At 41.1% G+C, this 25,005-nt stretch carries 21 protein-coding genes; 2 read left to right on the top strand and 19 right to left on the bottom strand.

Features of this window, described 5'->3' with window-relative positions; genetic code table 11:
* Positions 1–31: 31 nt before the first annotated feature.
* Positions 32–943, bottom strand: a complete 912-nt coding sequence (locus tag BS333_RS15660) for a DUF808 domain-containing protein (RefSeq protein ID WP_021708548.1) — start codon at positions 941–943, stop codon at positions 32–34.
* Between the two features lie 182 nt (positions 944–1,125).
* Here BS333_RS15660 and BS333_RS15655 point away from each other — a divergent pair, with 182 nt between their 5' ends.
* Complete coding sequence (locus BS333_RS15655) at positions 1,126–2,046, top strand: M14 family metallopeptidase (protein WP_021708547.1); 921 nt, start codon at positions 1,126–1,128, stop codon at positions 2,044–2,046.
* 45 nt (positions 2,047–2,091) lie between these two features.
* Here the strand turns inward: BS333_RS15655 and BS333_RS15650 are convergent, their stop codons facing one another.
* The 18 genes from BS333_RS15650 to BS333_RS15570 form a co-directional block, all read right to left on the bottom strand.
* Positions 2,092–2,304, bottom strand: a complete 213-nt coding sequence (locus tag BS333_RS15650; RefSeq protein ID WP_021708546.1) for a hypothetical protein — start codon at positions 2,302–2,304, stop codon at positions 2,092–2,094.
* A 12-nt stretch (positions 2,305–2,316) separates the two neighbouring features.
* Complete coding sequence (locus BS333_RS15645) at positions 2,317–3,693, bottom strand: leucine-rich repeat domain-containing protein (RefSeq protein ID WP_033003361.1); 1,377 nt, start codon at positions 3,691–3,693, stop codon at positions 2,317–2,319.
* Positions 3,694–3,819: 126 nt separating this feature from the next.
* Positions 3,820–7,998, bottom strand: a complete 4,179-nt coding sequence (locus BS333_RS15640) for an OmpA family protein (RefSeq protein WP_237359117.1) — start codon at positions 7,996–7,998, stop codon at positions 3,820–3,822.
* A gap of 635 nt (positions 7,999–8,633) precedes the next feature.
* Entirely contained in the window at positions 8,634–9,743 is a 1,110-nt protein-coding gene (locus BS333_RS15635; RefSeq protein WP_021708543.1) for a TolB-like translocation protein, read from the bottom strand.
* Positions 9,744–9,745: 2 nt separating this feature from the next.
* Positions 9,746–11,440, bottom strand: coding sequence for a hypothetical protein (locus tag BS333_RS15630; RefSeq protein WP_021708542.1), 1,695 nt, complete (start codon positions 11,438–11,440; stop codon positions 9,746–9,748).
* Positions 11,441–11,828: 388 nt separating this feature from the next.
* Positions 11,829–12,041 carry a hypothetical protein gene (locus BS333_RS15625; RefSeq protein WP_021708541.1) on the bottom strand — a complete coding sequence of 71 codons (213 nt, stop codon included), beginning with the start codon at positions 12,039–12,041 and terminating at the stop codon, positions 11,829–11,831.
* A 46-nt stretch (positions 12,042–12,087) separates the two neighbouring features.
* Positions 12,088–12,249: a hypothetical protein gene (locus BS333_RS22100; RefSeq protein ID WP_021708540.1), complete on the bottom strand. Its 162-nt coding sequence runs from the start codon at positions 12,247–12,249 to the stop codon at positions 12,088–12,090.
* Positions 12,249–13,310 carry a WD40 repeat domain-containing protein gene (locus tag BS333_RS15620; RefSeq protein ID WP_021708539.1) on the bottom strand — a complete coding sequence of 354 codons (1,062 nt, stop codon included), beginning with the start codon at positions 13,308–13,310 and terminating at the stop codon, positions 12,249–12,251. The genes BS333_RS22100 and BS333_RS15620 overlap by 1 nt, the downstream gene beginning before the upstream one ends.
* 3 nt (positions 13,311–13,313) lie before the next feature.
* Positions 13,314–13,982 (bottom strand): hypothetical protein, encoded by a 669-nt coding sequence (locus BS333_RS15615; RefSeq protein ID WP_021708538.1) that lies wholly within the window; start codon positions 13,980–13,982, stop codon positions 13,314–13,316.
* Positions 13,966–14,247, bottom strand: a complete 282-nt coding sequence (locus BS333_RS15610) for a hypothetical protein (protein WP_021708537.1) — start codon at positions 14,245–14,247, stop codon at positions 13,966–13,968. The genes BS333_RS15615 and BS333_RS15610 overlap by 17 nt, the downstream gene beginning before the upstream one ends.
* A 387-nt stretch (positions 14,248–14,634) precedes the next feature.
* Complete coding sequence (locus BS333_RS15605; protein ID WP_021708536.1) at positions 14,635–15,420, bottom strand: hypothetical protein; 786 nt, start codon at positions 15,418–15,420, stop codon at positions 14,635–14,637.
* A 347-nt stretch (positions 15,421–15,767) separates the two neighbouring features.
* Positions 15,768–16,775, bottom strand: coding sequence for a substrate-binding domain-containing protein (locus BS333_RS15600; RefSeq protein ID WP_021708534.1), 1,008 nt, complete (start codon positions 16,773–16,775; stop codon positions 15,768–15,770).
* Positions 16,776–16,790: 15 nt separating this feature from the next.
* Positions 16,791–17,711, bottom strand: coding sequence for a ribokinase (gene rbsK, locus BS333_RS15595; RefSeq protein ID WP_021708533.1), 921 nt, complete (start codon positions 17,709–17,711; stop codon positions 16,791–16,793).
* Positions 17,712–17,803: 92 nt separating this feature from the next.
* Positions 17,804–18,682, bottom strand: a complete 879-nt coding sequence (gene rbsB / locus BS333_RS15590) for a ribose ABC transporter substrate-binding protein RbsB (protein ID WP_021708532.1) — start codon at positions 18,680–18,682, stop codon at positions 17,804–17,806.
* A 105-nt stretch (positions 18,683–18,787) separates the two neighbouring features.
* A complete protein-coding gene (gene rbsC / locus BS333_RS15585) occupies positions 18,788–19,771 on the bottom strand; it encodes a ribose ABC transporter permease (RefSeq protein ID WP_021708531.1) in 984 nt (327 codons plus the stop codon).
* Positions 19,768–21,273, bottom strand: a complete 1,506-nt coding sequence (gene rbsA / locus BS333_RS15580; protein WP_021708530.1) for a ribose ABC transporter ATP-binding protein RbsA — start codon at positions 21,271–21,273, stop codon at positions 19,768–19,770. The genes rbsC and rbsA overlap by 4 nt, the downstream gene beginning before the upstream one ends.
* A gap of 23 nt (positions 21,274–21,296) precedes the next feature.
* Positions 21,297–21,716, bottom strand: coding sequence for a D-ribose pyranase (gene rbsD / locus BS333_RS15575; protein ID WP_021708529.1), 420 nt, complete (start codon positions 21,714–21,716; stop codon positions 21,297–21,299).
* A 424-nt stretch (positions 21,717–22,140) separates the two neighbouring features.
* A complete protein-coding gene (locus BS333_RS15570) occupies positions 22,141–22,545 on the bottom strand; it encodes a hypothetical protein (protein ID WP_033003341.1) in 405 nt (134 codons plus the stop codon).
* Positions 22,546–22,857: 312 nt separating this feature from the next.
* Between BS333_RS15570 and BS333_RS15565 the strand changes: the two genes are divergently transcribed.
* On the top strand, positions 22,858–24,999 hold the full coding sequence (locus BS333_RS15565) for a CHASE3 domain-containing protein (protein ID WP_021708527.1): 2,142 nt from the start codon (positions 22,858–22,860) through the stop codon (positions 24,997–24,999).
* Positions 25,000–25,005: the final 6 nt, after the last annotated feature.

Here is a 25,005-nt window from a genome sequence, read left to right as displayed (position 1 = left end):
TGGAGCATGCCCTGTCTCCTGCCGTCTATTATCACTGACGAACTTTTTCAACTGCCGTCCACACAGCAACTAGGATTAGCCCCGCGAAGAGGCCAATCAACCCGTTTAAAACCGTTGGTATCACTGCCGTCAGTAACGTATGAGACGAAAAGTCCATAATAATTGGTTCAATCAGGTGATGAATAGCAGGCACATTGTGTACGATGATGCCGCCTCCGACCAAAAACATCGCAGCTGTTCCCACTACCGCAAGTAGTTTCATCAGTTTGGGCGCAAATGCAACTAAAGCGGCACCAAGTTTGGCTTTCATTCCTACCCCTTTTGAACTTCGCTCCAAATAAAAGCCAAGATCATCAAGCTTTACGATACCTGCAACAAGGCCATAAACACCAATGGTCATGATCACTGCAATCAAACTGACCACAAAGACCTGAGTCAGGGTGTTTGCTCCTGTGACGGTGCCTAAAGCAATTACAATGATTTCTGCTGAGAGGATAAAATCGGTTCTGATCGCGCCTGCGACTTTTCTTTTTTCATATTCTTCAACAGATTCGCCCTCACTAATCTCTTCACCAGAAGATTGGCCCTGCTCTGAATCGGCTGGATGATGAAACAGTTTCTCGACGATTTTTTCTGCGCCTTCAAAACAGAGAAACAGACCACCGAACAGCAAAAGCGGCATGATTAACCATGGAATAAAAGCGCTGATCAACAGTGCAGAGGGCACCAGAATAAGCTTATTTTTAAACGAGCCTTTTGCGACGGCCCACACTACGGGAATCTCACGCTCAGCTGACACACCTGAGACTTGCTGCGCATTTAAGGCTAAGTCATCACCCAGCACCCCTGCCGTTTTTTTTGCGGCGACTTTTGACATTAATGCGACATCGTCGAGTACGGCGGCAATATCATCTAATAACGTCAGTAAGCTTGCTCCTGCCATTGAATTAATCTCTTATCGTTGTTTTATGTATCTGAATTGAATGAAATACGACAGTTTTACCTGATTATGCCCAGCAACTCAAATAATGACAAATTTGTTATTACTAGGAATTTTCGGTTGCTCTACTCGTTATACACGTCTAGTCTTGGCCTACATTTCCAAGAACACAGAAGAAAGTATAGATGAAAAGTGAACACCACTACCCAATTGGAAACCCAGGCCAGCCTTGGGGAGAAGAAGAACGTTTGGCTTGGTTTAAGCAGTGTGAGGTGAAACGCAGCTATCAGCAGGAAGTAGTCAGCAAAATTAAAGCGCTTGATGGTCGTTTTAACGTTGAACAATACGGTGCTCTTTCTTACGACGAATCGCGCTTCCCATTATTTTGTATTAAGACGCAAAACTGGGACCCAGCGAAGCCAACAATCTTGGTGACCGGTGGCGTTCATGGCTATGAAACCAGCGGTGTGCATGGCGCATTAAAATTCGCGGATACACAAGCAGAACGCTATGAACAGTACTTTAACATCGTCATTGCGCCATGTGTTAGTCCATGGGGTTATGAAGTGATCAATCGCTGGAACCCAAATGCTATCGATCCTAACCGTTCTTTCTATGCAGACAGCCCTGCTGAAGAGTCAGCAAATTTAATTAAACTGGTTGCGACTCTGGGTGATATCTTAATGCATATTGATTTGCATGAAACAACCGACACCGACGAAACAGAATTCCGCCCAGCTTTGTCTGCAAGAGATGGTGTTGAATACAGTGAAGGTTTGATACCAGATGGTTTTTATACTGTCGGCGACTCTGAAAACCCTCAACTGGATTTTCAAAAGGCTGTGATTGATTCTGTCGCCAAAGTGACTCACATTGCACCTGCTGATCACAACGGAGAAATCATTGGTTCCGCAGTGGTTCAACATGGGGTGATCCTATACCCAATGGTTAAGCTTGGTTTATGTGGTGGGGTGACTCGTTGTACCTATGGCACGACAACTGAAGTCTACCCTGACAGTCCTAAGGTCACTGATGAAGAGTGCAATGATGCACAGGTAGCAGCGATTGTCGGCGGTCTGGACTATGTGATTGGGCAGTTGGCATAAAGTATACCCAACATGCTCTTCACAGCATGTTGGGTTATCGAACCGTTACGTCATAAATGTCTTATAAAAATTACGCACACATTGAATGGTGCAGTAAATCATTGTGGTGAAAAACGCAATTGCCATGTAATCATAAATGTTACTAATAACACCATCCGACAGCGCATCACAGCTTCGACTCCACAAGTTTGGTAAATGATGTAATAACAATAATGCCCCCGTAATCCTAAATAAGGTTTTATTGGCTTTAGGCTTCATCAAAAACACTCCTTAAAAAAGTAACTGCTTCTTGCGGGGTAAGATTTTATAAAAATGGGTTCTAAAGATACTAAATTCTACATTTTCATAAGTTTTTATTGTTTCATCATCTATATGTAATAAAGGATTCCCAGATAAATTAAGCTGATTCAAATGACTACCAATAGGTAAATTGGGCACTTCTATTACTTTATTATCAGGTAATAATAACGACTTTAATTTAGGAGCAAGCAAAGCTGGAGCGATATCATACACTTCATTATCATATAAATAAAGATTTTCTAAATTAGGTAACTTCCTTACAGCAGAAATATCTACGACTTTACAATACTGACAATCAATTTCTTTTAAGCTAGGAATACTTTCTATTCCCTCCAAATTAGGCAGATTGTTATTATTACCCTCCAGTTTAATCAAATTAGGTAGATCAGATAACTTAGTTATAAAGTTCCCATCGGTATTCTTAACAAACAATCGTTTTAATTGATGTAGCCCTTTAATGTTAGGAAAATTTTCACCGTCGGGATATAATAAAGATAAATCTTCAATATTAGGTGGAAACTTTAAGCCTTGCATTTCTTTTCCCTTTATGCTGAATAACCTTAGTTTGGTCAAATTTTCTAATTTATAGAGATCATCGATATCATGATATGAAGGTGTAGAAGCAATGAGTGTTTTAAGATTGTTAAATGTTTCTATTTTTAAACCTGTATCTTTGCCATCTCGCTCCGTATATGCAACTAATAAGTATTCTAAATTAGGGTTATTGTTCAGGCCGGATAAATCTTTTACCTTACCTGTATAAAGGATCAAAGAGTCTAAGTTTTTATGATCACTTAAACCATCGATATTTATGGTGTCTTCTTCTTCTACTTGGGCTCTAATAAGTTTACCACTTTTAGGTAACTTAATATTCTGTAAACCATTAAGAGTTAAAGTGATGGTCTCAAGGTTATTAAACTGACTCATATCTAACACTGCCCCCTCTACTTGAGACCATTTTAACATCAGGTGGTTGACTGTGCTAAGTGATGGAATCACCTTCACTGGAATTATGGTATCTCTTTCCGCAATGAAATGGATGATCCGGCCTTCTTTATCAAGTAAAGCAATCACTCTGTGGGCTCTTGTAGTGCCATAATAAGTAAATTTATAATCCCAAATACCCGGTGTAAAACTTTGCTTATTTCGATCTTTTTCCGTTATATCAGGCCCCATCTTACCGGTTAATCCATCAACATAGATACTGAGTTCACCGTGGTTAGGCTTTATATATTTGATCAGCTGCTGTGCTGCTGGCGAAGCTTGGATAATAGCATCTGCTTTTTGCTGCTTTGTCAATGCTAATACAGGCAAACTTAGCCATAACATTAATAAGCCGATGAACATACTTTTAATCTTTATGGGAGTATTCATTTTTAGCTACTCAATAAACTGTTAGTTATATAATAAATGAAAGAAAGGGGCTGTATAAGCCCCAACTATTTATATTAATTTTTTAACATGCTCACCTAATTATACTCCCTTGGGCTCTGGAGCCGTTAGAATCGTTGGACTATCGGTAATCCATTCTTCAAGCCAAGCCTTTCTTTCTTTCGGCTTATCATTTAATTCACTATTCCAATAGTTATGCGCAGAAATATTTACTTTTGAGATGTCATGAGTAATCTTCATCCATGGCAAAGCGGTAGATTGATAGCTCTTGTTACCCTTGAGCGCTAACTTAGGCTCACCCTTGATGTCGTATTTACCCACAGACGGCTCCAAGCCTACTTGTGATAAAGATGAAATGGTCAATTCTGTTGGGAAAATTTCACCCTTATCCTTGTCTATAATTGGGCCAAATGGGCGTAAACCTCTAATACGACTTCCTGTTGGGGATGTGTAAGTCAGCTCAAATTTCAAGATGTATAATGTTTTCTTAACACCATTAGCTTTGAGGTAACCTTGAGGTTTCTTTTCCACCTTATTAACAAAGCTTTCGGCAAATAATTTTATGTCTTTCGCTAACTCTACTTCCTGATCTGCCTCTGATTTATTAAAAGCAAATTTAACATCAGTAATAATCGCGGCGCCACTACGGTTAGGATATTGTTTAAATGAAAACTCACCGATTTCTTTTAGTTCTGATAGAAAACTTGGTCCTACCGCACTTTCATTTTTAAAAAAGGAATCTTGCTCTTCTATCGAAAGAGTTAAAAGCATCGGGATATCATTTGGTAGCATTTTTGCGTAATTTTCCTTCTCATTACCCTCAGATAGTAACGCAACATAAACGGCTTTGGGTTTATTGTTGGTCCATTCTAATATCGAGGATTCTGGTGCCGATTTTTCAAACCAATCAAAACGATTCCCGTCCCCAGCGGCAAAGAAGGATTTTACGTCTCCTTTAAGATATTTGGGGATCCCACTATGCTCTTTAGCTGAGGTACTTTCTACAAACTCTTGAATGAGCAGGTCATGCTCGTTAAGCAATACTTTCCTATTTGCTAAGCCATCGTATAAGGCGAACTGATTTCCATCTATTTCAATCTTGCCCTCTTCATTGATTCGACACTGACTGCCCAATGTATTATTGTCATCAACACCATAAATGAATGATTCAGTGCGCTTATTATATACTCTCCCGGATAAATCCAACGTTTTTCCACTAATAACAAAGTAGTAACGCATCATGCGTGCTTGACCATTCTTTTTCCAATCTTCAAAGCTCGTCCATGGATTAGCTCCAAATAATGGTTTTAGCCCTGGTATTTCATACTCACCGAACCAATAGGTTGGTTCAAATTCACAAGCGGTTACATAGCCATCAATCGAATTAGAATCAAAGTACCGTTTGAGTCTTCCATCAGAAAGAGTGAAATAATCCATTTCTCTTGGCGCCATTAACACTTCAAATTGAGGGCCATCACTATCAAAAAAGAGTCGATCACAACGATACTCAACCTGCGCTTTAAAGAGCTTTTTCTTCTTTTGTGCCTCTGATTTTTTCAAAATAAGTTGCAGCTTAACTCGGGTAAAGGGCGTTATTCTGTTCGACCTGTCTTTTTTAACCCAATCTATAAGTGGGACCCAACGGTTATCATCATTATCAACATTAATGAGAAGACGGCTAAAACCAATATGTGAAGGTTGTAATGTCTCAATATTATTATCAAACATTTTGGCAAAGTCATCAAAACCACTGGCAAGATCATTTTGGTATAATCGTGCTTGAATAGGGAACCCTTTATTAAATTCACCATGAATTTGTGCCCTTTTGGCGAGTTTAGATAAGCCCTTATCACTGCGGTGTTCTCGTGCACTATTTCTTGCAGCTTGTGCATTGGCAACCTTTACCTGATTCTTTCGCCGCTTGATGCCATTTTGTCGTTGGATCCAATTCTGTGCCATTGTATTGTATGTGCTGGACGGAACGTCCCAGTTATCATTGATAATGTACGTAACAATAAATTCTCGTACTTTATATTCTTCCAGCACTTCAGCACGATCGGTTTTTTCCTGGTTAAAGAGAGAGGTTCTCGCTAAAAGTTCGACAAGCCCATTAAGGGCTAATGCTCTTAAGAGATATCTTTTTTGTAGCTCTTTAACGGTGTTGGCGTCTTTGAGATGCTGCGTCACTTCCTCCGTTGTCTTCAATTCCTTTCTTTCTATTTCCTTATTGATTTTTCGATAAGCCTCAAGGATTTTTTTATGCATTTTATCCAGTTGTGTCAAGGCACTCACATTGCTACATCGTGCCTTGAAATCTGAATAGACTTTTTCAGTAATACACTCATCAATAAAGGAGAAGAGTAAATCCGCAGCTTCAGCACCGGTTTTCAATAAGATTATCCCAGCAGCTACAGGGGCTAAGGGAGAAAACAAAAGCGCACTATTAACAATAGACAAAACGGCCTTTATTTGTTCAGATTCAATATCATCTTTCTCAACTGCATTGGATAGCTGAATTTGCCGTGATGTTTCAAGCGCTGTCATGCCCGATCGACTTGCGGGTAATGCCACGTCATAATTTGGAATAATGAGGCGCACTTCAACACGGCGATTCATCGCAGCAGGCACCATATCACCCGTTTGACTCATATCAGATTGAATTTCGTCTGCCGACATCGGACGTCTATTACCGTATGAATTCGTTACAATGCGTTCATGTAAAGTAGGGTCTGGATCAGTATCAGGGTATGGAGCCATAATCAGCCCTGTCACTGTCCTTGCACGCTCGGCGGCCACCTTTTCATTGGCTTCTTGAGTACCAATCCGGCAGGCATGCCCATCTATAATTAATTTATAGCTAGGATTTTTGATCATCAATCCATTAATTTTTTCGCATACTCCCCATAGATCTGTATAGTACTCTTTACTTTTATTACCATCACCGTATTCCCATTTATTAAATTTGAAGTTGATATGAATCGTTAAACCTAACCCATCGGAGATAATTTGAGCTAACTTTTTACCTTCCGTGTCCTTTTGACCTTCCGTATAATTGAAAGCTTCTTGTACCTGCTTTATCGAAGTAGTCCAGTCGTGATAGACTTTAACAACAGATATTGTCTGTAAGTAACTCTCCGATATCGTGTCAAAGTCATGTTGGTCTTTTAGAAACTTTTTCTCCAACTCTCCTTTTTTCTCATACAGCTCATACAACTCATAAAGGTTTGCAGCACCGTCTATAATAGGCAATGCCTTCGTGGCCACTTTGGACAACTTATCACTGAACCAAAGCACTCCGAGCCTGTTTGCATTGTGACTAAAGCTATTTTGTCTTGCTGTATTAAAAACTTCCTTGAGATAAGGCAGATCGATAATCGACTTGCGAAATCCTATTTTGGCCATTTCCAGCACTGTTTTACCTGATTGGGCAAATTGCACAGACTTATTAAAGGCATCTTTTTGCTCTTTAATGGCCGTCAAGGCAAAAGCAAAAGCGGCAGCACTTGTGATCGCAGGGGGCAACATTTTCTGCTCAATATCAGACCATATCCCTTTAGAAACACTGAACATCGTATCTTGCAGACCACCTGCGAGTGGGTTGCCACCATGCATAAACCCCTCAGCTAACCCCACGGTATTTTTCTTGACTGCAGCAGCAAGGCCAAGTGAATTCACCCCAGTGCCTGTTAATGCTTCTGGCTTGGCACTTTTAGTCATAAAGTCCATATAACTCGATGGTAAAGCTTGAGGAAATTGGTACAACAGGCATTCTTCAAGCGTAATAAGGTCACCACAAACAATCGCCAGCTTGCCAAACCCCCCAATGGTTTTAAAGGTAACTTTTTCATTCAACTCGTATGTATAAACGTCCTGGTTCTCTTTATTGGTTAAAGGAGAGGTCTGGTTTTGCTCAAATTTCAAACGTCCTGATTGAATCGCTTCGGGTATTTTATCATTTAATTTTTTATTTTCGTTAAAATAATCATCAATATAAAACTGCACCCTGAGTATGTAATAGCCGTCTTTAACAATCAGCTTCCTGCCTCTTGCCAAGTTTTTTAATGAACGGTTATCAAATGCCGTCGGTAAATGCATGGTTGCCGATGGTAACGTGCCAACGTAAGATTCTGAGTTTCTGTCTTCTTTATCATGAAATGGTTGAGTCACCATCCCTCTTGCTAACACTAACTCCGGTGATTGTTGCTTATCGTTAAAATCAACTTGATATTTGATCAGCGATACTTGAGCGCCGATATACATATCACTGCTGAACACCACACTGACCGTATTAACCGAAGGAATAGCAAAACCTTTGATATGTTGTTGGCCACGTTGGGTAATTTTTTCATGCCATTCATTATAATCTTTCTCAGAATCTGACAGCTCTTGACCCTCGTACAGTGGGGCCAATTGAGAAACTGCAATACGTGATGGCTTAAACTTTACGGGCTCAATTTTGTTAATGAGATTAATATAGAGTGGTTTTAGCTTATCTTTTAATTCACTTATACTTGGACAGGTTTGGGTTAACTGTCCAATGATATAAGCAGGAGGAAAAAGCAAATCGTAGTCTTTGTTAGTGATTGTTGTGATAGGGCTATTATGGCGCAGCAGTACCTGTGCACTATTACCTTTCGATTCACTTAAATAAGAGAGGTTGTATATGAGGCCATTTTTATCCGTCCCCCAAAACCTGGCTTCAACATCAGCACTTTCACTGAGGCCGTCAACCAATATGGGCGTAAAGGGGATTGGTCTTACGTACCTCACATTAGATTTATTACTTAACTCTATTTGATTAGACCAATTTATTAATTCATCATCGCTACTGAGTTTGTAGCTTTTAAAGTCAACACCCAGCAAATATATCTGGTTATCAAAATCGGTTAATTCACTCATTTTTCTTCTTCCTTAAACCACAGACCGTTATTTGCTGATGCGTTATATAAGCTCAGGTTTGAGTTTAATCCTGTAGAGCCGTTACCAAGGGGCCTCCAGCGCCAATTTAGCTGTTTTTCTCGGTCGGCAACATACAGAGGAGACATGTCAGCCCCCGCACTAAATTTGGCATCCTTACCAAAAACCATTGGACTTCTAAAATTCTTATCTTTTATTTCTTCGACAGTTTCTTTTTCTACATCGAAATAGTAATCAAAATCCTCATTAGCGCCCCATGCAAAACGTCCCCCTGGACTAACTGAGCGAAATGTTAACCATTCATATTCCATGATGTCTTGACCTGGTTTCATGCTAACCTTCTCGACTTCCATCGTTTTAATATTTCTTTTAAATAAAGCAGTAACGCCCACCGAAGTAAGGTTGTCGCCATTGAGAACAGCACCAAAAGCAACACTAAAATTCAATTCTGTAATTTCGCCGGTTTCAGAATCCCATCGAGCACTCGTTGAATTAGAACTGACTTTTGATGTCTGAAAGTACAAATAGCGGCTGTCGGAAGACCAAACCATCCCTGGTCGAGCGCCACCTGGTAAACGTGTCTGTTGTTGAGTTTTTAGGTCATAGACATATTTTGAGCTTGCTCTATTAACCCATGAAACATACCGCAAGTTAGGTGAGCGTCTAATCAGCTCAATGCCATCAACATCCGATTTAGGCACGACCAATCGCAAATCGGTACCGTCCGTTTTCATACTCCAAATTCTTAAATTGTATCGATTATCGTCAGTCGACCAGGCAAATTGAAAGCGTGGTAAGTCATAAGAGCTTGGATCCTCGATGTCTTCTCTCGGCCACTCGTCAGCGTTTTGAATGTGATACTGAGGAAAGAGTCTAGAAACGTAGGTTAAGCCTTCAGCCGTTTGTTTAAAATTATCGGTATCGCTGTACTTCATAACATAGTAATTATGTTCACCTACGTAAGTACGTTCGGGGTATTGCTCTTGTAACGTCAGCTCTTTCTCCTCATTCGCTTCATTTAATTGCAACGAACTGTCGCAACCGTAAAACGCAAAGCTGAGAAGAGTAATTAAAATTGTTTTTTTCATTGTTAGCCTAATAAGTCTGTTATTTTTACTTTTGTTCTTAGCGGAATGGATTCACTAGAGCCCGTTCCTCTTGATGAGTGTGACACTCTGATAATATCGACCTCTTTGACTTCTGCTGGCCAACCATTAAATCGCAAGTTTAAAAAGCCTTCTTCATCCACTTTAGCGCTTCTGAAATAAGCTTTTTGAGACCAATTATGTTCCTCATTTTGCAACATAAAATGGTCATCAGGCTGATCCACACTTGGCACGACACGATAACGTAAAGTAATGTCGCCTCCTTGAAGCGGGACTGATACTGCGGCCACATTACAATCTACCTGAGCGTTAACCATGGCCTGCCCTTGTCTATTTTTTTCGATAGGTGGCACGGCAAAGACCGTGTCATTCGAGAAAGCCTGGCTGTTGCTATATTCCGACATTTCCTCAAGAGAGATAGCCATGGTGGTGTAGTTGCTCTCTAGCTCCGACACTTGCTCATCACTGAGACAACTTGATGAGTAATATAAATACACTTCTTGAGTGTCTCCTTGGATCTTATAAGGCACCCAAATATGCTGCTGAGGAAAGCCTTGCACCTCCTCACTTGAGCCGGCTTGAGCTTTGAGTGGACTTAAAACGGTCGGTAAAGTGATTGTGTCATGGTCAAAATCAAGAAACTTAATGTCGACCTCTTCTTCTGTAAAACCAAAAACGCGCTCTTGCTGGTTAACATCTAAGACACCTTGATAAACTTCAGCGCCATTTTGCAATATGGCAAAGCGTTCGAAGGAGACATTATCTTCAGGGAAGAGCTCGGAGCCTTCAATATTGACATGCCTTGTCTGCTTAGGCTTGTCACGGCTATAGGAAAAATCGACATCAGAGAAGTAGCCTGTCTCAAGAACTTCTAATTCTCGCCAAAGTTCACCATTTAACAAAACATACACTCTTCCAGTAGTGAAAGGACTCCATGCGTCTCCTGAGTAACAAAGCGGTAACACCGGCACCAAAACGTTATCCCACTCGGTCATCTTGGTGTCTTTTTCCACAGGCTCAATCTTTTCCGCCAATTTCAACAAGATGGGCATTGGTTGATCTTTACATGGGATTTTAATGTAGAGCGTTTTGCCCTCTGGCTCTAAGCCTTTGAAGGTGGCTAAACTGCGGTGGGCGTTTTCTTTATCCGCCGCTGGTGCGGTGATTTTTTCGTGTTGATTGTCGGTTTTGCTCAGCAGAAGACAAGCGGCACTGCTTGACCACTGGCCAGCAAACTCCACAACAATTTTATGCTCAGGGCTGGGCTCAACTGGTACGTGTGTGTATTCGCGAGCGAGCACTACATCGTCCACAACAGGCTGATAACCAGCTTTACGAGTTCTGGCTTTGCCTGTGAAAATCACCGAATCAATATAAGCTTTCAGTTTGGGGTATCGACTGAGCTGCGAGTCGCTGATTCCCCCTCTTCGTGGTGAAAGCGAGATCGCAATCCATTCCACCTTCGCCAATTCTGTCTGCATCGATTGAAGCAGTCCTGTGGTGGACTTTTTGGCCGACAAAGAAATTCGCTGCGCAAGCGCATTAGGCAAACTTTTTAGGATATCATTAGGGTTTCGAACACGTGAAAACTGCTCTATACACTCGTCAGGAGTGAGAACAAACGGCAGTTCAGCTTGTGATAGCTTGCTGCTGGCAATAAAGCGAATGTTAGAATTCATGAAAAATCTCCGTGACCAAATCATTAAATAAAAAGGCCACGGTGATAAGTTAAGCTGATTAGACTTAAATTTAACGACTTGGTAATTAGTAATCGTTCCCACAGGATGGGGTAAAACAATACTATCATTAAGGCAATGTTTTTCAATAAGATTATTTAGAACGAGTGCCGGAAAAACAAAAGAAAATGAGTAATAAAAATCATTAAAACTAGTATAAAAACACAAAAGGATGTCATTAAAACCAAAGTAATAGCTATTTCGAAACAAACGGTAGTTGTAATCACTATCAGTGCGTTTGGCTTTTTTATACCTTCTGGACGGATATCACATTAAAGACAGTATTCAGTAACATGCATTTTAGAACATGCTACTGAATGTTATTTACTGATTAGTATCCTGTACTAGGAAACCAACTATTAGAGTCTGTACTAGGAAACCAACTATTAGAGTCTGTGTAAAGGTGCTCAGATGGGAACAAACTAAAGTCGACTCCATTATCTGCCTCTTCTGGCAATTCAAATGCATCGTAAGCGGCGCCTGAAAAATCAAACATAACCTTCAAAAGATCCGAGCTAGAAATCTTGTTTGTCGAATCATCCATCGTTACCTGTAATGTTTGATCATAATGATATTGGCTGCCAATATTCTCATGGAGTGATAGGAACAGACCTAATTTTCTGTTCTAATTCCTTCTTTGAAGTTAAATCGCTTTGACGATGCCAATCTGGGACAATTTTTTCACCATCTTTATTCTTAATTTCAAAAAAAGCGCCAAATAAATAAATTTCCTGATCATATGAGCGGCCCATTAGTATCCCTCCTTGAACCAATTACCTTTGTTGGCTGAAATGTTATAGACTATTGCGGGATCACGAGTCCCGCTATTTCGTAGCGCTTGCCATTCCCAAGTCTGCTTTGTATCATTTTTCTGTACTGACATATGCATAACATTGTAATTAGTTAAGGAATAGCGACTATTTAAGCCAATAGCGTATTGCATCGCACCTTCTCTCGGTTTTACTTGGCCTTGTTTAAAATCAACATAAAACACATTACCAGAGCCTGAAGCCCAAACTTTATCACCTTCAGGGCTGATGGCTTGATATTTGGTTTTAGCACGATTAATGGGTAAGTCCTTACCCCAATTAACCAACTTTAGACTTTCACCCGTTTCCTCGTTATCAATTCCAACTCCAACAGTCCCAACGTAATAAATTAAACCATCTCGAATAAAACCCGTTACAGGGATTTTTGTATTCGTTTTTTCCACTTTCCCACTTTGAACATCCCACTTATATACAGTCCGACCAGCTAAGCCCGTTCGGTAATAAAGGTAACTGCTATCTTCTGCCCAAAGGAAAGCAGGTATTCCATTCAATCGATGCGGTAAATCTGTCATTTGCTGCTCTTTTAAGTCAAATACTTTAACATCAGTACCTGAGTTAAATGCCACATATCGGTTATTAGGAGAACGGCTAGTTTTATATCGTGTACTATGGCGTTTACCTAAATATGGGAGATCAGTGACCAAACGTAAATCGGTTCCGTCTGTCTTCATACTCCATATTTTGACCTTACCCTCGTATTTTGTGTACATCGGATCAGATTCATCTGCGAGATTAGCCCACGTAAATTGTACACGCGGTAAGTCATATGAATTTGCATTACTCAAATCTTCACGAGGCCATTCTTTCGCACGAAAAATACTATAACGTGGGAACTCACCAGGTTGATAGGTCGTCGAAGGGCTTTTCGCAATAGTAGTCGGCTCAATGGTATAATAATTATGATCACCAACGTAGATACGGCCATCATCTGTACAAGCAGTGAGTGCGAACACTGCGATAAATAATGAAAACAAATTTTTCATGGTTTAGCCTATTAATTCATTAATCGGAACATTCTCTTCGAGGACGGATATACGCTGACTGCCTGTCGAATGGTTCGTATGAACTCCCCTGATAATATCGACAGTTTCTACTTCACCTGGCGGAAAAGAAAAACGAAAGGTCATATATCCCTCTTCATCTTTATTGGTGGAACAAAATGCGACTTTGGATATCCAATCGTGCTCAATATTACGAAGGGCAAAGAAGTCATCAGGCTGGTCCGTCCATGGTTCATGAAGATAACGTATGCTAGGTAGAGCATCACGAGGCGTAAACTTAAGCCCAGCGATATTACTTGCTTTGTAATCGTTAATTAATGTTCCTTCAAAAGCATTTGATTGTGTTTCTGTAATAGCGATAACTGACTTGCCTACATTGTCAAAGCTTTGTGTCTTACTATAGATTTTCAATTCATTGAGCTTGGTACCGATAGAATCAGGATCATTTTCTAAATCAGATAACTCACTTTCTGATAATTGCTGTGGTGAATAGTATAAGTAAATGCCGTCCTGTACTTCTCCAGATACTTTATAAGGAATCCAAATATTTGGTAGAGGAAAACCTTGAGCGAGTCTTCCACCTTCCGGTCCAGCTTTATGTGGACTTTTTACCGTTTTTATTTTAATAGGGTCAATTTCAAGTGTAGGAAACAAGATATCGACCTCTTCGTGGTGAAAGCGAGATCGCAATCCATTCCACCTTCGCCAATTCTGTCTGCATCGATTGAAGCAGTCCTGTGGTGGACTTTTTGGCCGACAAAGAAATTCGCTGCGCAAGCGCATTAGGCAAGCTTTTTAGGATATCATTAGGGTTTCGAACACGTGAAAACTGCTCTATACACTCGTCAGGAGTGAGAACAAACGGCAGTTCAGCTTGTGAAAGCTTGCTGCTGGCAATAAAGCGAATGTTAGAATTCATGAAAAACCTCCGTGACCAAATCATTAAATAAAAAGGCCACGGTGATAAGTTAAGCTGATTAGACTTAAATTTAACGACTTGGTAATTAGTAATCGTTCCCACAAGATGGGGTAAAACAATACTATCATTAAGGCAATATTTTTCAGTAATATTATTTAGAACGAGTGCCAGAAAAACAAAAGAAGATGAGTAATAAAAATCATTAAAACTAGTAAAAAACACAAAAGGGTGTCATTAAAACCAAACCAATAGCCATTTCGAAACAAACGGTAGTTATAATCACTACCAGTGCGTTTGGCTTTTTTATACCTTCTGGACGGATATCACATTAAGGATAGTATTCAGTAACATGCATTTTAGAACATGCTACTGAATGTTATTTACTGATTAGTATCCTGTACTAGGAAACCAACTATTAGAGTCCGTATAAAGGTGCTCAGATGGGAACAAACTAAAGTCGACTCCATTATCTGCCTCTTCTGGCAATTCAAATGCATCGTAAGCGGCGCCTGAAAAATCAAACATAACCTTCAAAAGATCCGAGCTAGAAATCTTGTTTGTCGAATCATCCATCGTTACCTGTAATGTTTGATCATAATGATATTGGCTGCCAATATTCTCAGGCAATTCAAGATTAAGTTCGAAATTAACAGAACAATCATTAATGTCATTATTTTTAATTGTATCGTCTAGTTTATTCACCGCTTGTTGGAAAAAGTCATAATAGTAACTTTCTTGACGATACTCACCAGACATAAAGGCATCAAAAAATGCAGCATCATCCAGTGAGTGAATCGATCCAATATAAGCTTTAAAACGCTCGGCAGCAGCATTCACTGACTGTAGATCGAATGGATCTGTTTCAGAGCTTTGAGCAATACCTGCAATATGTTCAGAAATAAAACTCATGAAAAGATCAGTAGAAGGCTGTTTGCCCTCCGAACTTATCTGCTCCATCGACTCTTGCAGATAAACCATCATGTTGTATTCGCGTGTTTTGGCTTTTTTAAAATCTTGCAGCAATGCTGGTGCAAAATATTGTGAAAGGTTTTGTTGCTCTGATCCTAATGAGACTTCCTGTATCAAAGCTGAAAAATCACACTGTGCAGACAAAGCGCTAAATGAGAGTGCTGACGTTATCGAAAAAGCGAGGGCTTTATTTATTAGCTTCATAATAAATTCCTAGTATTTTGATTATTTTTAAATATGAAATGGCAACAGTTGCATTCACGAGGTCAATCTACTCGAACTCAAAACCCAAGTCACTTACAAAACAAAAAAAGAAGGGAACTTATAAAAATACAACAAAAAATAACAAAGACACCGCTCATATTGAGTTATTTGAACAGAATAGCGCCCGTAGATTAATGCATTCAATCTTTCTGATACATTTAATCTTTCTAATGCATCCAAACGGCCTAATACATTTAAATCGTCTAATATGTCCAAACAGCCTAATATGCTCAGAAAACGTCAAGATGCTGTGTTCAGCTTGAGGTCACTTGGGTATAATAGGACTCTTAAATAAGACGCCTCACACTTTTTCGCTCAACCAGAGTAGGCTCTAATTGTAACACTTGGGCTTGTTCAGACTGCTGCTCCAATTTACGCAACAATGTTTCGACTGCGGCTTGTCCTAGACGATATTTAGGCTGATGAATCGTGGTTAAAGCGGGCGACATAAATTTCGCGATATGGATATCATCGTAGCCAATGATTGAAAGCTCTTGTGGGATTTGAATACCTAACTCATTTGCTGCATTCAAAACGCCCATTGCCATCATATCATTAGAGACAAAAATCGCGCTGGGTAACGGGCCGTTATCTCGCATTTTATGGAAGGCTTGATAACCTCCTTCGCATTCAAAATCAGACTCAATAATCCAGTTTGCGTTAAATTCCAGCTTTGCTTCCACCATTGCACGCTTAAAGCCTTCATAACGCATTTGAGCTTGATGCTTGACCAATGGCCCAGTAATACACCCTACCTTTTTGTGGCCACAATCAATCAGGTATTTAGTTGCCAAGTAACCTCCTTGCAAGGAGTTATCTTGAATCTTATCACTTGTAAACAGCATAGGCCCCCAATCCATCACAACAACAGGAATGTCTTGGTAGCGCTCAAAGACATCGATGCGCTCTCCTTCCAACGAAGAGCACATCAAAATCAGGCCATCAACACGTTTTTGCAATAGAGTGTTGATCGAGTCTCTCATACGCTCATTATCGCCTTCCGTATTACACAAGATCAGACTGTAGCCTTTTTTATAGCAACTGCGTTCAACACCTTTAACGACTTCACCAAAGAATGGATTGGTCGACGTAGTCACAAGCATGCCAATGGTTTTGGTTCGGTTCACTTTGAGGCTTCGCGCCAATGCCGATGGCGCGAAGTAATTGAGTTCTTTTGCCGCGTTATTTACTCGAGCTGAGATCTCTTCGCTGACAAAACGGGTCTTGTTAATAACATGGCTCACGGTTGAAGTGGAAACTCCTGCAAGTTTTGCGATGTCTTTCATCGTTGCCATGTTATGGCTCCTTAGTTATGAATGTTGATTCAAAAACGCTTCAACCTCTGCACGATTTGGAATGGAGGTTTGTGCCCCAAAGCGAGTGACCGAAATAGCGGCAGCAGCATGAGCGAACTTAACCGCTGATTCTAAAGGTAAATCTTCTAATAAACCAGTAACTAATGCGCCATTAAAAGTATCTCCAGCTGCCGTGGTGTCCGTGACATCAACGAAGAAGCCTGGAATAAGCTCTCCACAGCCTCCTTGACTTAACCAAACCCCTTTGGCACCCAAGGTAATGATGACGATTTCAATGCCTTTTTCATGCAAAACGTTGGCGGCTTCCTGAGCACTGGTATTATCGTATACCGTAACGCCTGTGAGGATTTCAGCTTCCGTCTCATTGGGCGTGATCATATCAATACAGGTCAGCAACGCATCAGACAGTTGACGCGCTGGTGCTGGATTAAGAATCACCTTGGTCTTGGCGTCTTTGGCTGCTCGTGCGGCTTGCTCTATGCCACACATTGGTGTCTCTAATTGCATGAGTAGGTAGTCTGCATGACGAATCCGGTCGAGATCCGATTCAATCGCTTCAGCGGTCAGTTTGGCGTTGGCTTCTGCTGAAATACAAATACTGTTCTCACCACTGTCTGAGACTTGAATCATCGCCATTCCTGTTGGGCAGTTTGGCTGCATTTTTACGCCCGTGATATTGATGCCGTCTATTTTGAAGCTCTCACGAATGTTAATGCCAAACGCGTCATCCCCAACGCTTGCGACAAATCCAATATCAGCGTTTAATCGTGCAGCAGCGACGGCTTGATTCGCTCCTTTACCACCCGGAATAACTTGATAGTTACGACCATGTAGCGTTTCACCAGGTCGAGGAAAAGAAGGCACTTGAAGTACATGGTCAGCATTAATACTACCTAGCACCACTAACTTATTCATATTGTCATCCTTGGTTCTCAACGAACCTTTTATTTTTAGACTGAGATAATCCAACCCATTTATTGGATCATCTCGTCGCTTCATTAGAAAAATTACTGAGTTATCACTTTTAGTGGAACAGGGATGTAACTCTCCACTTTCTGACCTTTTAATACTTTATCTGCCGTTTCTACGCCTAAAGCACCAATAAGCTCGGGTTGCTGCGCAATAGTCGCAGCCAGTTTACCTCGATTAACCGCAGCAATGCCGTCTTCGGTGCCATCAAAGCCGACAATCGCGACCTTTTTACCCGCCGCTTGCACTGCACGAAGCGCACCAAGTGCCATCTCATCATTCTGAGCAAAAACGGCTTGAACCTCTGCGTTCGCTGCCAATAAGTTTTCCATCACATTCAAACCTTTCGTCCGGTCAAAATCAGCAGGCTGGCTGGCGAGTAACCTCATCTTGCTGCCATGGACCGCAGACATAAAACCTTCACCACGTTCACGTGCCGCTGAAGTCCCTGCGATGCCTTCTAATTGAATCACTTTGGCTTGTTCGCCTACTTTTTCCATGATGAATTGCCCTGCCATTTTACCACCAGCAGCGTTATCCGAAGCGATGTGACTCACCACTTCCCCTCTTCTTGCACCTCGGTCTAAAGTCAACACTGGGATATTAGAACGATTGGCCATGCGGATCGCATTCGACACAGCATCAGAATCTGTTGGGTTGATCAGAATCGCTTTTACACCGCGAATGGTAAGATCTTCTATATTGGAAAGTTCTTTACTTGGGTCATTTTGCGAATCCAAGACAATTAAGTCATAACCCAACTCTTTGGCCTTAGCTTCTGCGCCATCTTTCATCGTCACAAAGAACGGATTATTCAGAGTGGATACCACGATTGCCATCGTATCTTGTGCTTGCGCCGCCACCGATATAGTTGAAGAAATCAGAGCAGCAGAAATAAAAGTAGCGAGTTTTTTCATCGTTTTAGTCCTTTGCGTAGGGTGAGCCAGCACATATCCTCTGGCTCAGTTTGTATTCAGGATGTAGTTTTAATGTATTCGTCGTTGTGGATTCATTGTTGTAGATTATTTGTTTTTGTTGTCTACCAATACCGCCAGCAAAATAACCACGGCTTTGGCAATCATTTGGTAATATGAAGACACATCAAGCAGGTTTAGCGCGTTATTTAAGAAGCCGATAATAAGTGCACCAATCAGTGTCCCCATAATACGACCTTTTCCTCCCATTAAACTGGTACCGCCAAGCACAACCGCCGCAATCGCATCAAGCTCATAACCCATACCTGCGGTAGGCTGTGCAGAAGATAGGCGAGAGGTCACAATCATCCCCGCGAGTGCGGCTAACATGCCACAAATGGCGTAGACACCGATCTTCACTCGGTCAACGTTAATTCCAGAAAGGCGCGTCGCAGATTCATTTCCACCTAACGCATACACATAGCGACCAAAACGAGTGTGATTAAGTAAATACCACACCGCTGCGAACACCATCACCATTAGCCAAACTGGAACCGGAATACCGAGCGCATAGCCAGTACCAAACCAGGCAAATGCATCTGCCGTCTCGGTAAAGCCTGTTGAAATTGGACGACCATCGGTATAAACCATGGTCACACCTCGTAATAATGTCATCGTAACTAAAGTGGCAATAAAGGCTTGAACCTTACCTTTAGCAATGATGAGCCCACTGATCGCACCAAGTGCCGCTCCAGCAAACAAAGCCGTTGGGACCGCAATAAGAACAGGGACTTCAAGAGCAATCATACTTGCTGCAAAAGCACCACATAACGCCAGTACCGACCCCACGCTCAGATCGATGCCAGCAGTGAGGATAACGAGCGTCATACCTACTGCGATAATCGCGTTCACTGAGGTTTGGCGCAGAATATTAAGAATGTTGTCCACTGTAAAAAAGTTGGGGTTTAAAAATGACACCACGACAATCAAACATAGCAACGCAATCAGTGACTTTTGTTCAATGAGCCATTCTTTCGTCAATCGCTTTTTACTGCCCATCTCGTTTGGTTTGCTCATAGTATTGGTACTCATGCTGCTTCCTCATTTATCTTTTTGCCTACGGCACAAGCAAGTAGTTTTTCTTGATCGGCGTCTTTTGCATCAAATTCGCCTGTCACTCGGCCTTCATGCATAACCATGATGCGATCACTCATCCCCAGTACTTCTGGCATTTCAGAGGAAACAAGGATGATACTCATACCTGCTGCTTTAAATTTATTGATCAGTTGATAAATTTCCTTCTTAGCACCGACATCGACACCACGAGTGGGCTCATCCAGAATAAGCACTTTAGGTTTGGTCATTAACCCTTTAGCAATCGCAACTTTTTGTTGGTTACCACCAGATAGATTGCCAATAATTTGATTGCACGTTGGGGTTTTGATGTTGAACAACTTAATAAAGTCTTCCACTGCAGTGATTTCTGCATCATGCTGAATGTGTAGACCCTTGCTGAACTTATCTAAAGCACACAAAGACATGTTTTCTTTGACCGACAGACCCAAGACCAAGCCATCCCCTTTACGGTCTTCTGAAATGTACGCAATGCCATGAGCCAAACCATCCTGTGGGCTAGTAGGGTTAATGGTTTTATCATTCAAACGAATAACGCCACGCTCACTCGGTAAAGCCCCATAAAGGATTTTCATCAATTCTGTGCGTCCAGCTCCCATCAAACCAGATATACCTAGGATTTCACCACGTTTGAGTGTGAAGCTGACATTATGAATACCGCATCCGGTTAAACCGATCACATCAAGGCACACGTCACCATAATGCACATCCACTCGTGGGTATTGTTCTTCTAATTTACGGCCAACCATCATCTCGATTAGGTCGTCTTCATTGGTGTCTTGTACTCGACATTCCGCAATGAACTTACCATCACGTAACACCGTAATATCATCACAGATTTCAAAGATTTCTTTGAGTCGATGCGAGATGTAAACAATACCGCAGCCTTGGCCACGCAATTCGTTGATGACTTTGAATAGAGATTCAGTCTCTTTGTCTGTCAACGCATCGGTGGGTTCGTCCATAATGATGACTTTAGATTCAAACGACAGCGCTTTAGCAATTTCTACCATTTGCTGCTCACCAAGACTTAAATCTCCGAGTAAGGTTCTCGATGAATGTTTTACATTGAGGCGTTTTAGTAGCTTATCGGCCTCTGTATGCATTTTATCCCACTGAATACGCCCCATTGCACTCGTGAACTCACGCCCAAGATAAATGTTTTCGGCAATCGTAAGCTCAGGGATCAAATTCAGTTCTTGGTGAATGATGCTGATGCCCGCTTCTTGGGAATCACGTGGGCCTTTGAATGCACGAGGTTGGTCTTGGTATCGAATGCTGCCACCTTCCATTTGATGGATGCCCGTTAACACTTTCATTAAGGTCGACTTACCTGCCCCATTTTCCCCCATAAGCGCCATCACTCGGCCTGAATAAACATTAAGACTGGCTTTATCCAAAGCTTTAACACCAGGAAAAGATTTTTCGATTTCACTCAGTTGTAATATGGTTTGAGTCATAATTGGTCCTCAAAGATTGTGACTTAAAACACCACACCAGCTTGGAAAATTACGTTCGCATAAGGTGTGCACTCCCCTGTTCTAATCACGGCACGACTTTGCTGTGTGCGCGCTTTAAAGTCTTCATGCGATAAGTAATTAATGCTGATTTCCTTACCGCTCAGGGAGCTTTCTACCGCTAACTCCGCGAGCAACGCCTCATGGTGAGCAGGGCTAACGGTGGCAAACTCTTCAGCAATAATGACCCCTTCGATTTGGGACTCAGACAAAATCACGCGAACCGTTTCTAAAAAGCCAGGAACACCGTGAGTTAAAGCTAAATCAATACGTTGAACATGTTCAGGAATAGGTAAACCAGCATCACAAATGGTTATCTCATCGGAATGGCCCAAGGTTGCCACCAAATAAGAGATTTCTGAGTTAAACAGGGTGCTTTTTTTCATTTCATCGACCTTTCATTGGCACGTTTATAGAATTTCGAGTGTCTATCTTGGCCCATTGGTAATTGACATAAAGCTCATCGAAACGTTTCGATGGCATAATAAAATGATTGTCAGAAATCGCTAGAATCAGAACAGCAAGGTGTGAGTAGGATCTGTTATAGAGTAATAATTTTTTTATAAAAGGTTATGGGTGTCACAGTTTAATATCGAAACGTTTCGATATTTTCTCGCAAAAAAAGAAGATGAGTGAGGTCATAAGCAAGAATATATTCCCAAGTGACTTCAAGGTGCTTGATTCAGAGCGACTATATCTTCGATATCATTGCCGCGCCTGAGAGCTAAGGTCATCTCGCTGAACACAGTATCTTGAGGTTACTTGGGTATACTCAAATGACCTCAAGATACTCAACCAACCTGCAAAGCGCTAAAGTCGAAAGTCATAATTTATCGTGTAAAAACCTTGAGCGAATACCTTTTCACCGCTTGGCATCTCAATCCGAAATATTTTCCAATCGCTGAAACGATCCAAGGCCGGCTGGGCAACCATACCCATAACATCACAGCGGTTTTGCAGTGCTTGATAACGATTGTAATGAATATCGAAGTAACCAAAGCTGGTAAGTGGAAAAGGTGTAAGGACAGGGTCTAATGTGTGTTTACCCCATTTTCCTTCCACGCTGGTATAAGTACCATCGTCTTCATAAAGCCAGTCCCACTCCCTACCATCAATTGAAGCACAGAAGACGTCTGTTGTATCTGATTCGGCCATACTAAAAAATGACCACATCAGGCTGAACACACCGAAGCACAGAATTTTCAAAACACTCATAAAACCCAACTTATCAATAACTTAAACAAAAATAGAAAGATAAAAGAGTGTAAATGGCTAAACAAAAACCAACAAAAAATAAGCCAAGTAACGTGATAAAAATCGAAAAATTTGTAAAATAACGTCACGTTAAAACGGGCTTGAAACCGATTTCGGAATTCAATTCACAACCGCTCTACCCAAGTAACCTCAAGATGCTGAGTATATTGCTATTCAATTACATTCAAAAGCTTGATCCAGATAGTCTTAACACCCTAATTACTGTACTAACATTAAATCCAAAATAGCTAATCTATCAAAAAGAGAGCATATATGAATAACCCCTTCAGCTTCAGAGCTAAATTGCTTTCTAGCTATGCAATAATCCTTGGTTTAATGCTATTAGTTACAACCACCGTATTTTTTAGTGTTAAATCACTTAATGATGATTTGAAATGGGTTAACCACACTCACAATGTACTTGCCGAAGCATCAAGTCTTGAAGCTGCAGCCGTTGATATGGAAACGGGAGTACATGGTTATTTACTTGCAGGAAAAAAATCTTTTCTCGAGCCATACGTCAATGGTGGCGAAAGATTTAATGCACTGATTAAAAAACTCAGTAATACAGTGTCAGATAACCCTCAACAGGTTCTTTTACTCAGCGAAATTGCCGATACGATTAAACAATGGCAATTGAATGTCACCGAACCGACAATTGAGCTACGACAAACGATTGGTGATGCGCAAACCATGAATGACATGGCAACCTTAATCCAGCAGGCACAAGGCAAGACATTTTTCGATAAATTCCGACGCCAAATGGACACCTTTATTGAACGAGAGAAAGTGCTACTTCAACAACGTCGAACAAAGGCCGATAATAGTAGTAATTTTAATGAAGTAACAACGTTAAATGACTGGGTGGAGCACACCTATAAAGTCATAAGTAAAGCCAAATCGATAGTACTTGCCGCTGTTAACATGGAAACAGGAATGCGAGGGTTTCTACTCGCTGGACATGAACAGTTCCTAGAGCCTCTCAATCAGGGCAAGTCTCAGTTTTATCATCTTATGAATGAACTTTCTCAGACAGTATCTGATAACCCTCAACAAGTCGTATTATTAAGGGAAGCGAAGCAGACCATTGATCAGTGGATGAGTCGTGTCGTTGAGCCCCAGATAACACTTCGTCGAGAAATTGGTGATGCCAAAACAATGGACGATATGGCTGATATTGTTGGTCAAGCCAAGGGGAAGGTCTACTTTGATAAGTTTCGTGAACAGATAAAGCTTTTCAAAGAGAGAGAGAATACGTTAATGGCAAGTCGAATGGAGTCACTAGAAAGTACGCAACATCTAGTAATCTTCGTATCTACTGTAGGCACGATCTTCGCAATCCTTATTGGAATAGTTGTTGCACTCTTGCTGACTCGACATGTTATGAGCGTGCTTGGTGGAGAACCAACTTTTATTGCAGAGATGGTTAAATCTGTAGCACTTGGGAAACTCAACATTGATACCAATTCCGATATCAAAGCCCAAGGGATTTATGCAGAAATGCTGAATATGGTGAAATCACTGAATGATAAAGCACATCTCGCTCAAAATATCTCCTCTGGCGATTTAAACCATCATGTTAATTTGGCATCGAATGACGATTTGCTTGGCGTTGCTTTAAAAGAGATGAACGACAACCTAAATGAAGTGCTCTCCGAAACACAGTACGTCAGCAGTGCCATCACACAAGGCAATGAAAGAGTATCAGAAACAAGTTTTAATCTTTCCCAAAGCACATCCAAACAGGCTCAAAGCCTAGAGGGTATAGCGATCTCACTGAACGAACTCGTGACGAAGATTAGTAGTAACGCTTGTAATGCCGAGCTGGCTCAAAACCTAACTGTGAGTGCTAGAGAAGCAGCAAATACAGGTAAATCGAACATGTCAAATATGATTCATGCAATGGGTGAGATTTCCAAAGCGAGTGAAATCATATCAGAATTCATCAGTACTATTGATGATATTGCACAACAAACCAATCTGCTGGCATTAAATGCAGCGATAGAAGCAGCTCGTGCGGGTGAGCAAGGACGAGGGTTTGCAGTGGTAGCAGATGAGGTTAGAAATTTAGCATCACGCAGCAGTGAAGCTGCTGAGCAAGCTTCAAAGTTAATTGCTAGTTCAGTAAACAAGACCGCTAATGGCAGTCAAATTGCTCAAAAAACCGCTCAGAGCTTGGACAATATTTTTGAAAGTATTCAGCAAACCACTGAACTTGTCTCGGAAATTGCTGGTGCCTGTCGAGAGCAAGCAATTGGTGCGGAAGAGATTAATAGGGGTATCTCCGACATTGATACGGTTACTCAACAAAATAACAGTATTGCACATGAAAGTGCTGCAGCAGCGGAACAACTAGCACAACAAGCAAAAACACTGGAGCACATACTCTCTCGCTTTACTTTAGTATCACGTTGAAGTCAA

It is taken from the genome of Vibrio azureus (genome assembly GCF_002849855.1).
GTDB lineage: Bacteria > Pseudomonadota > Gammaproteobacteria > Enterobacterales > Vibrionaceae > Vibrio > Vibrio azureus.
The sequence above is the reverse complement of the archived record's forward strand: the minus strand, read 5'-3'. Positions and strand labels throughout refer to the sequence as shown.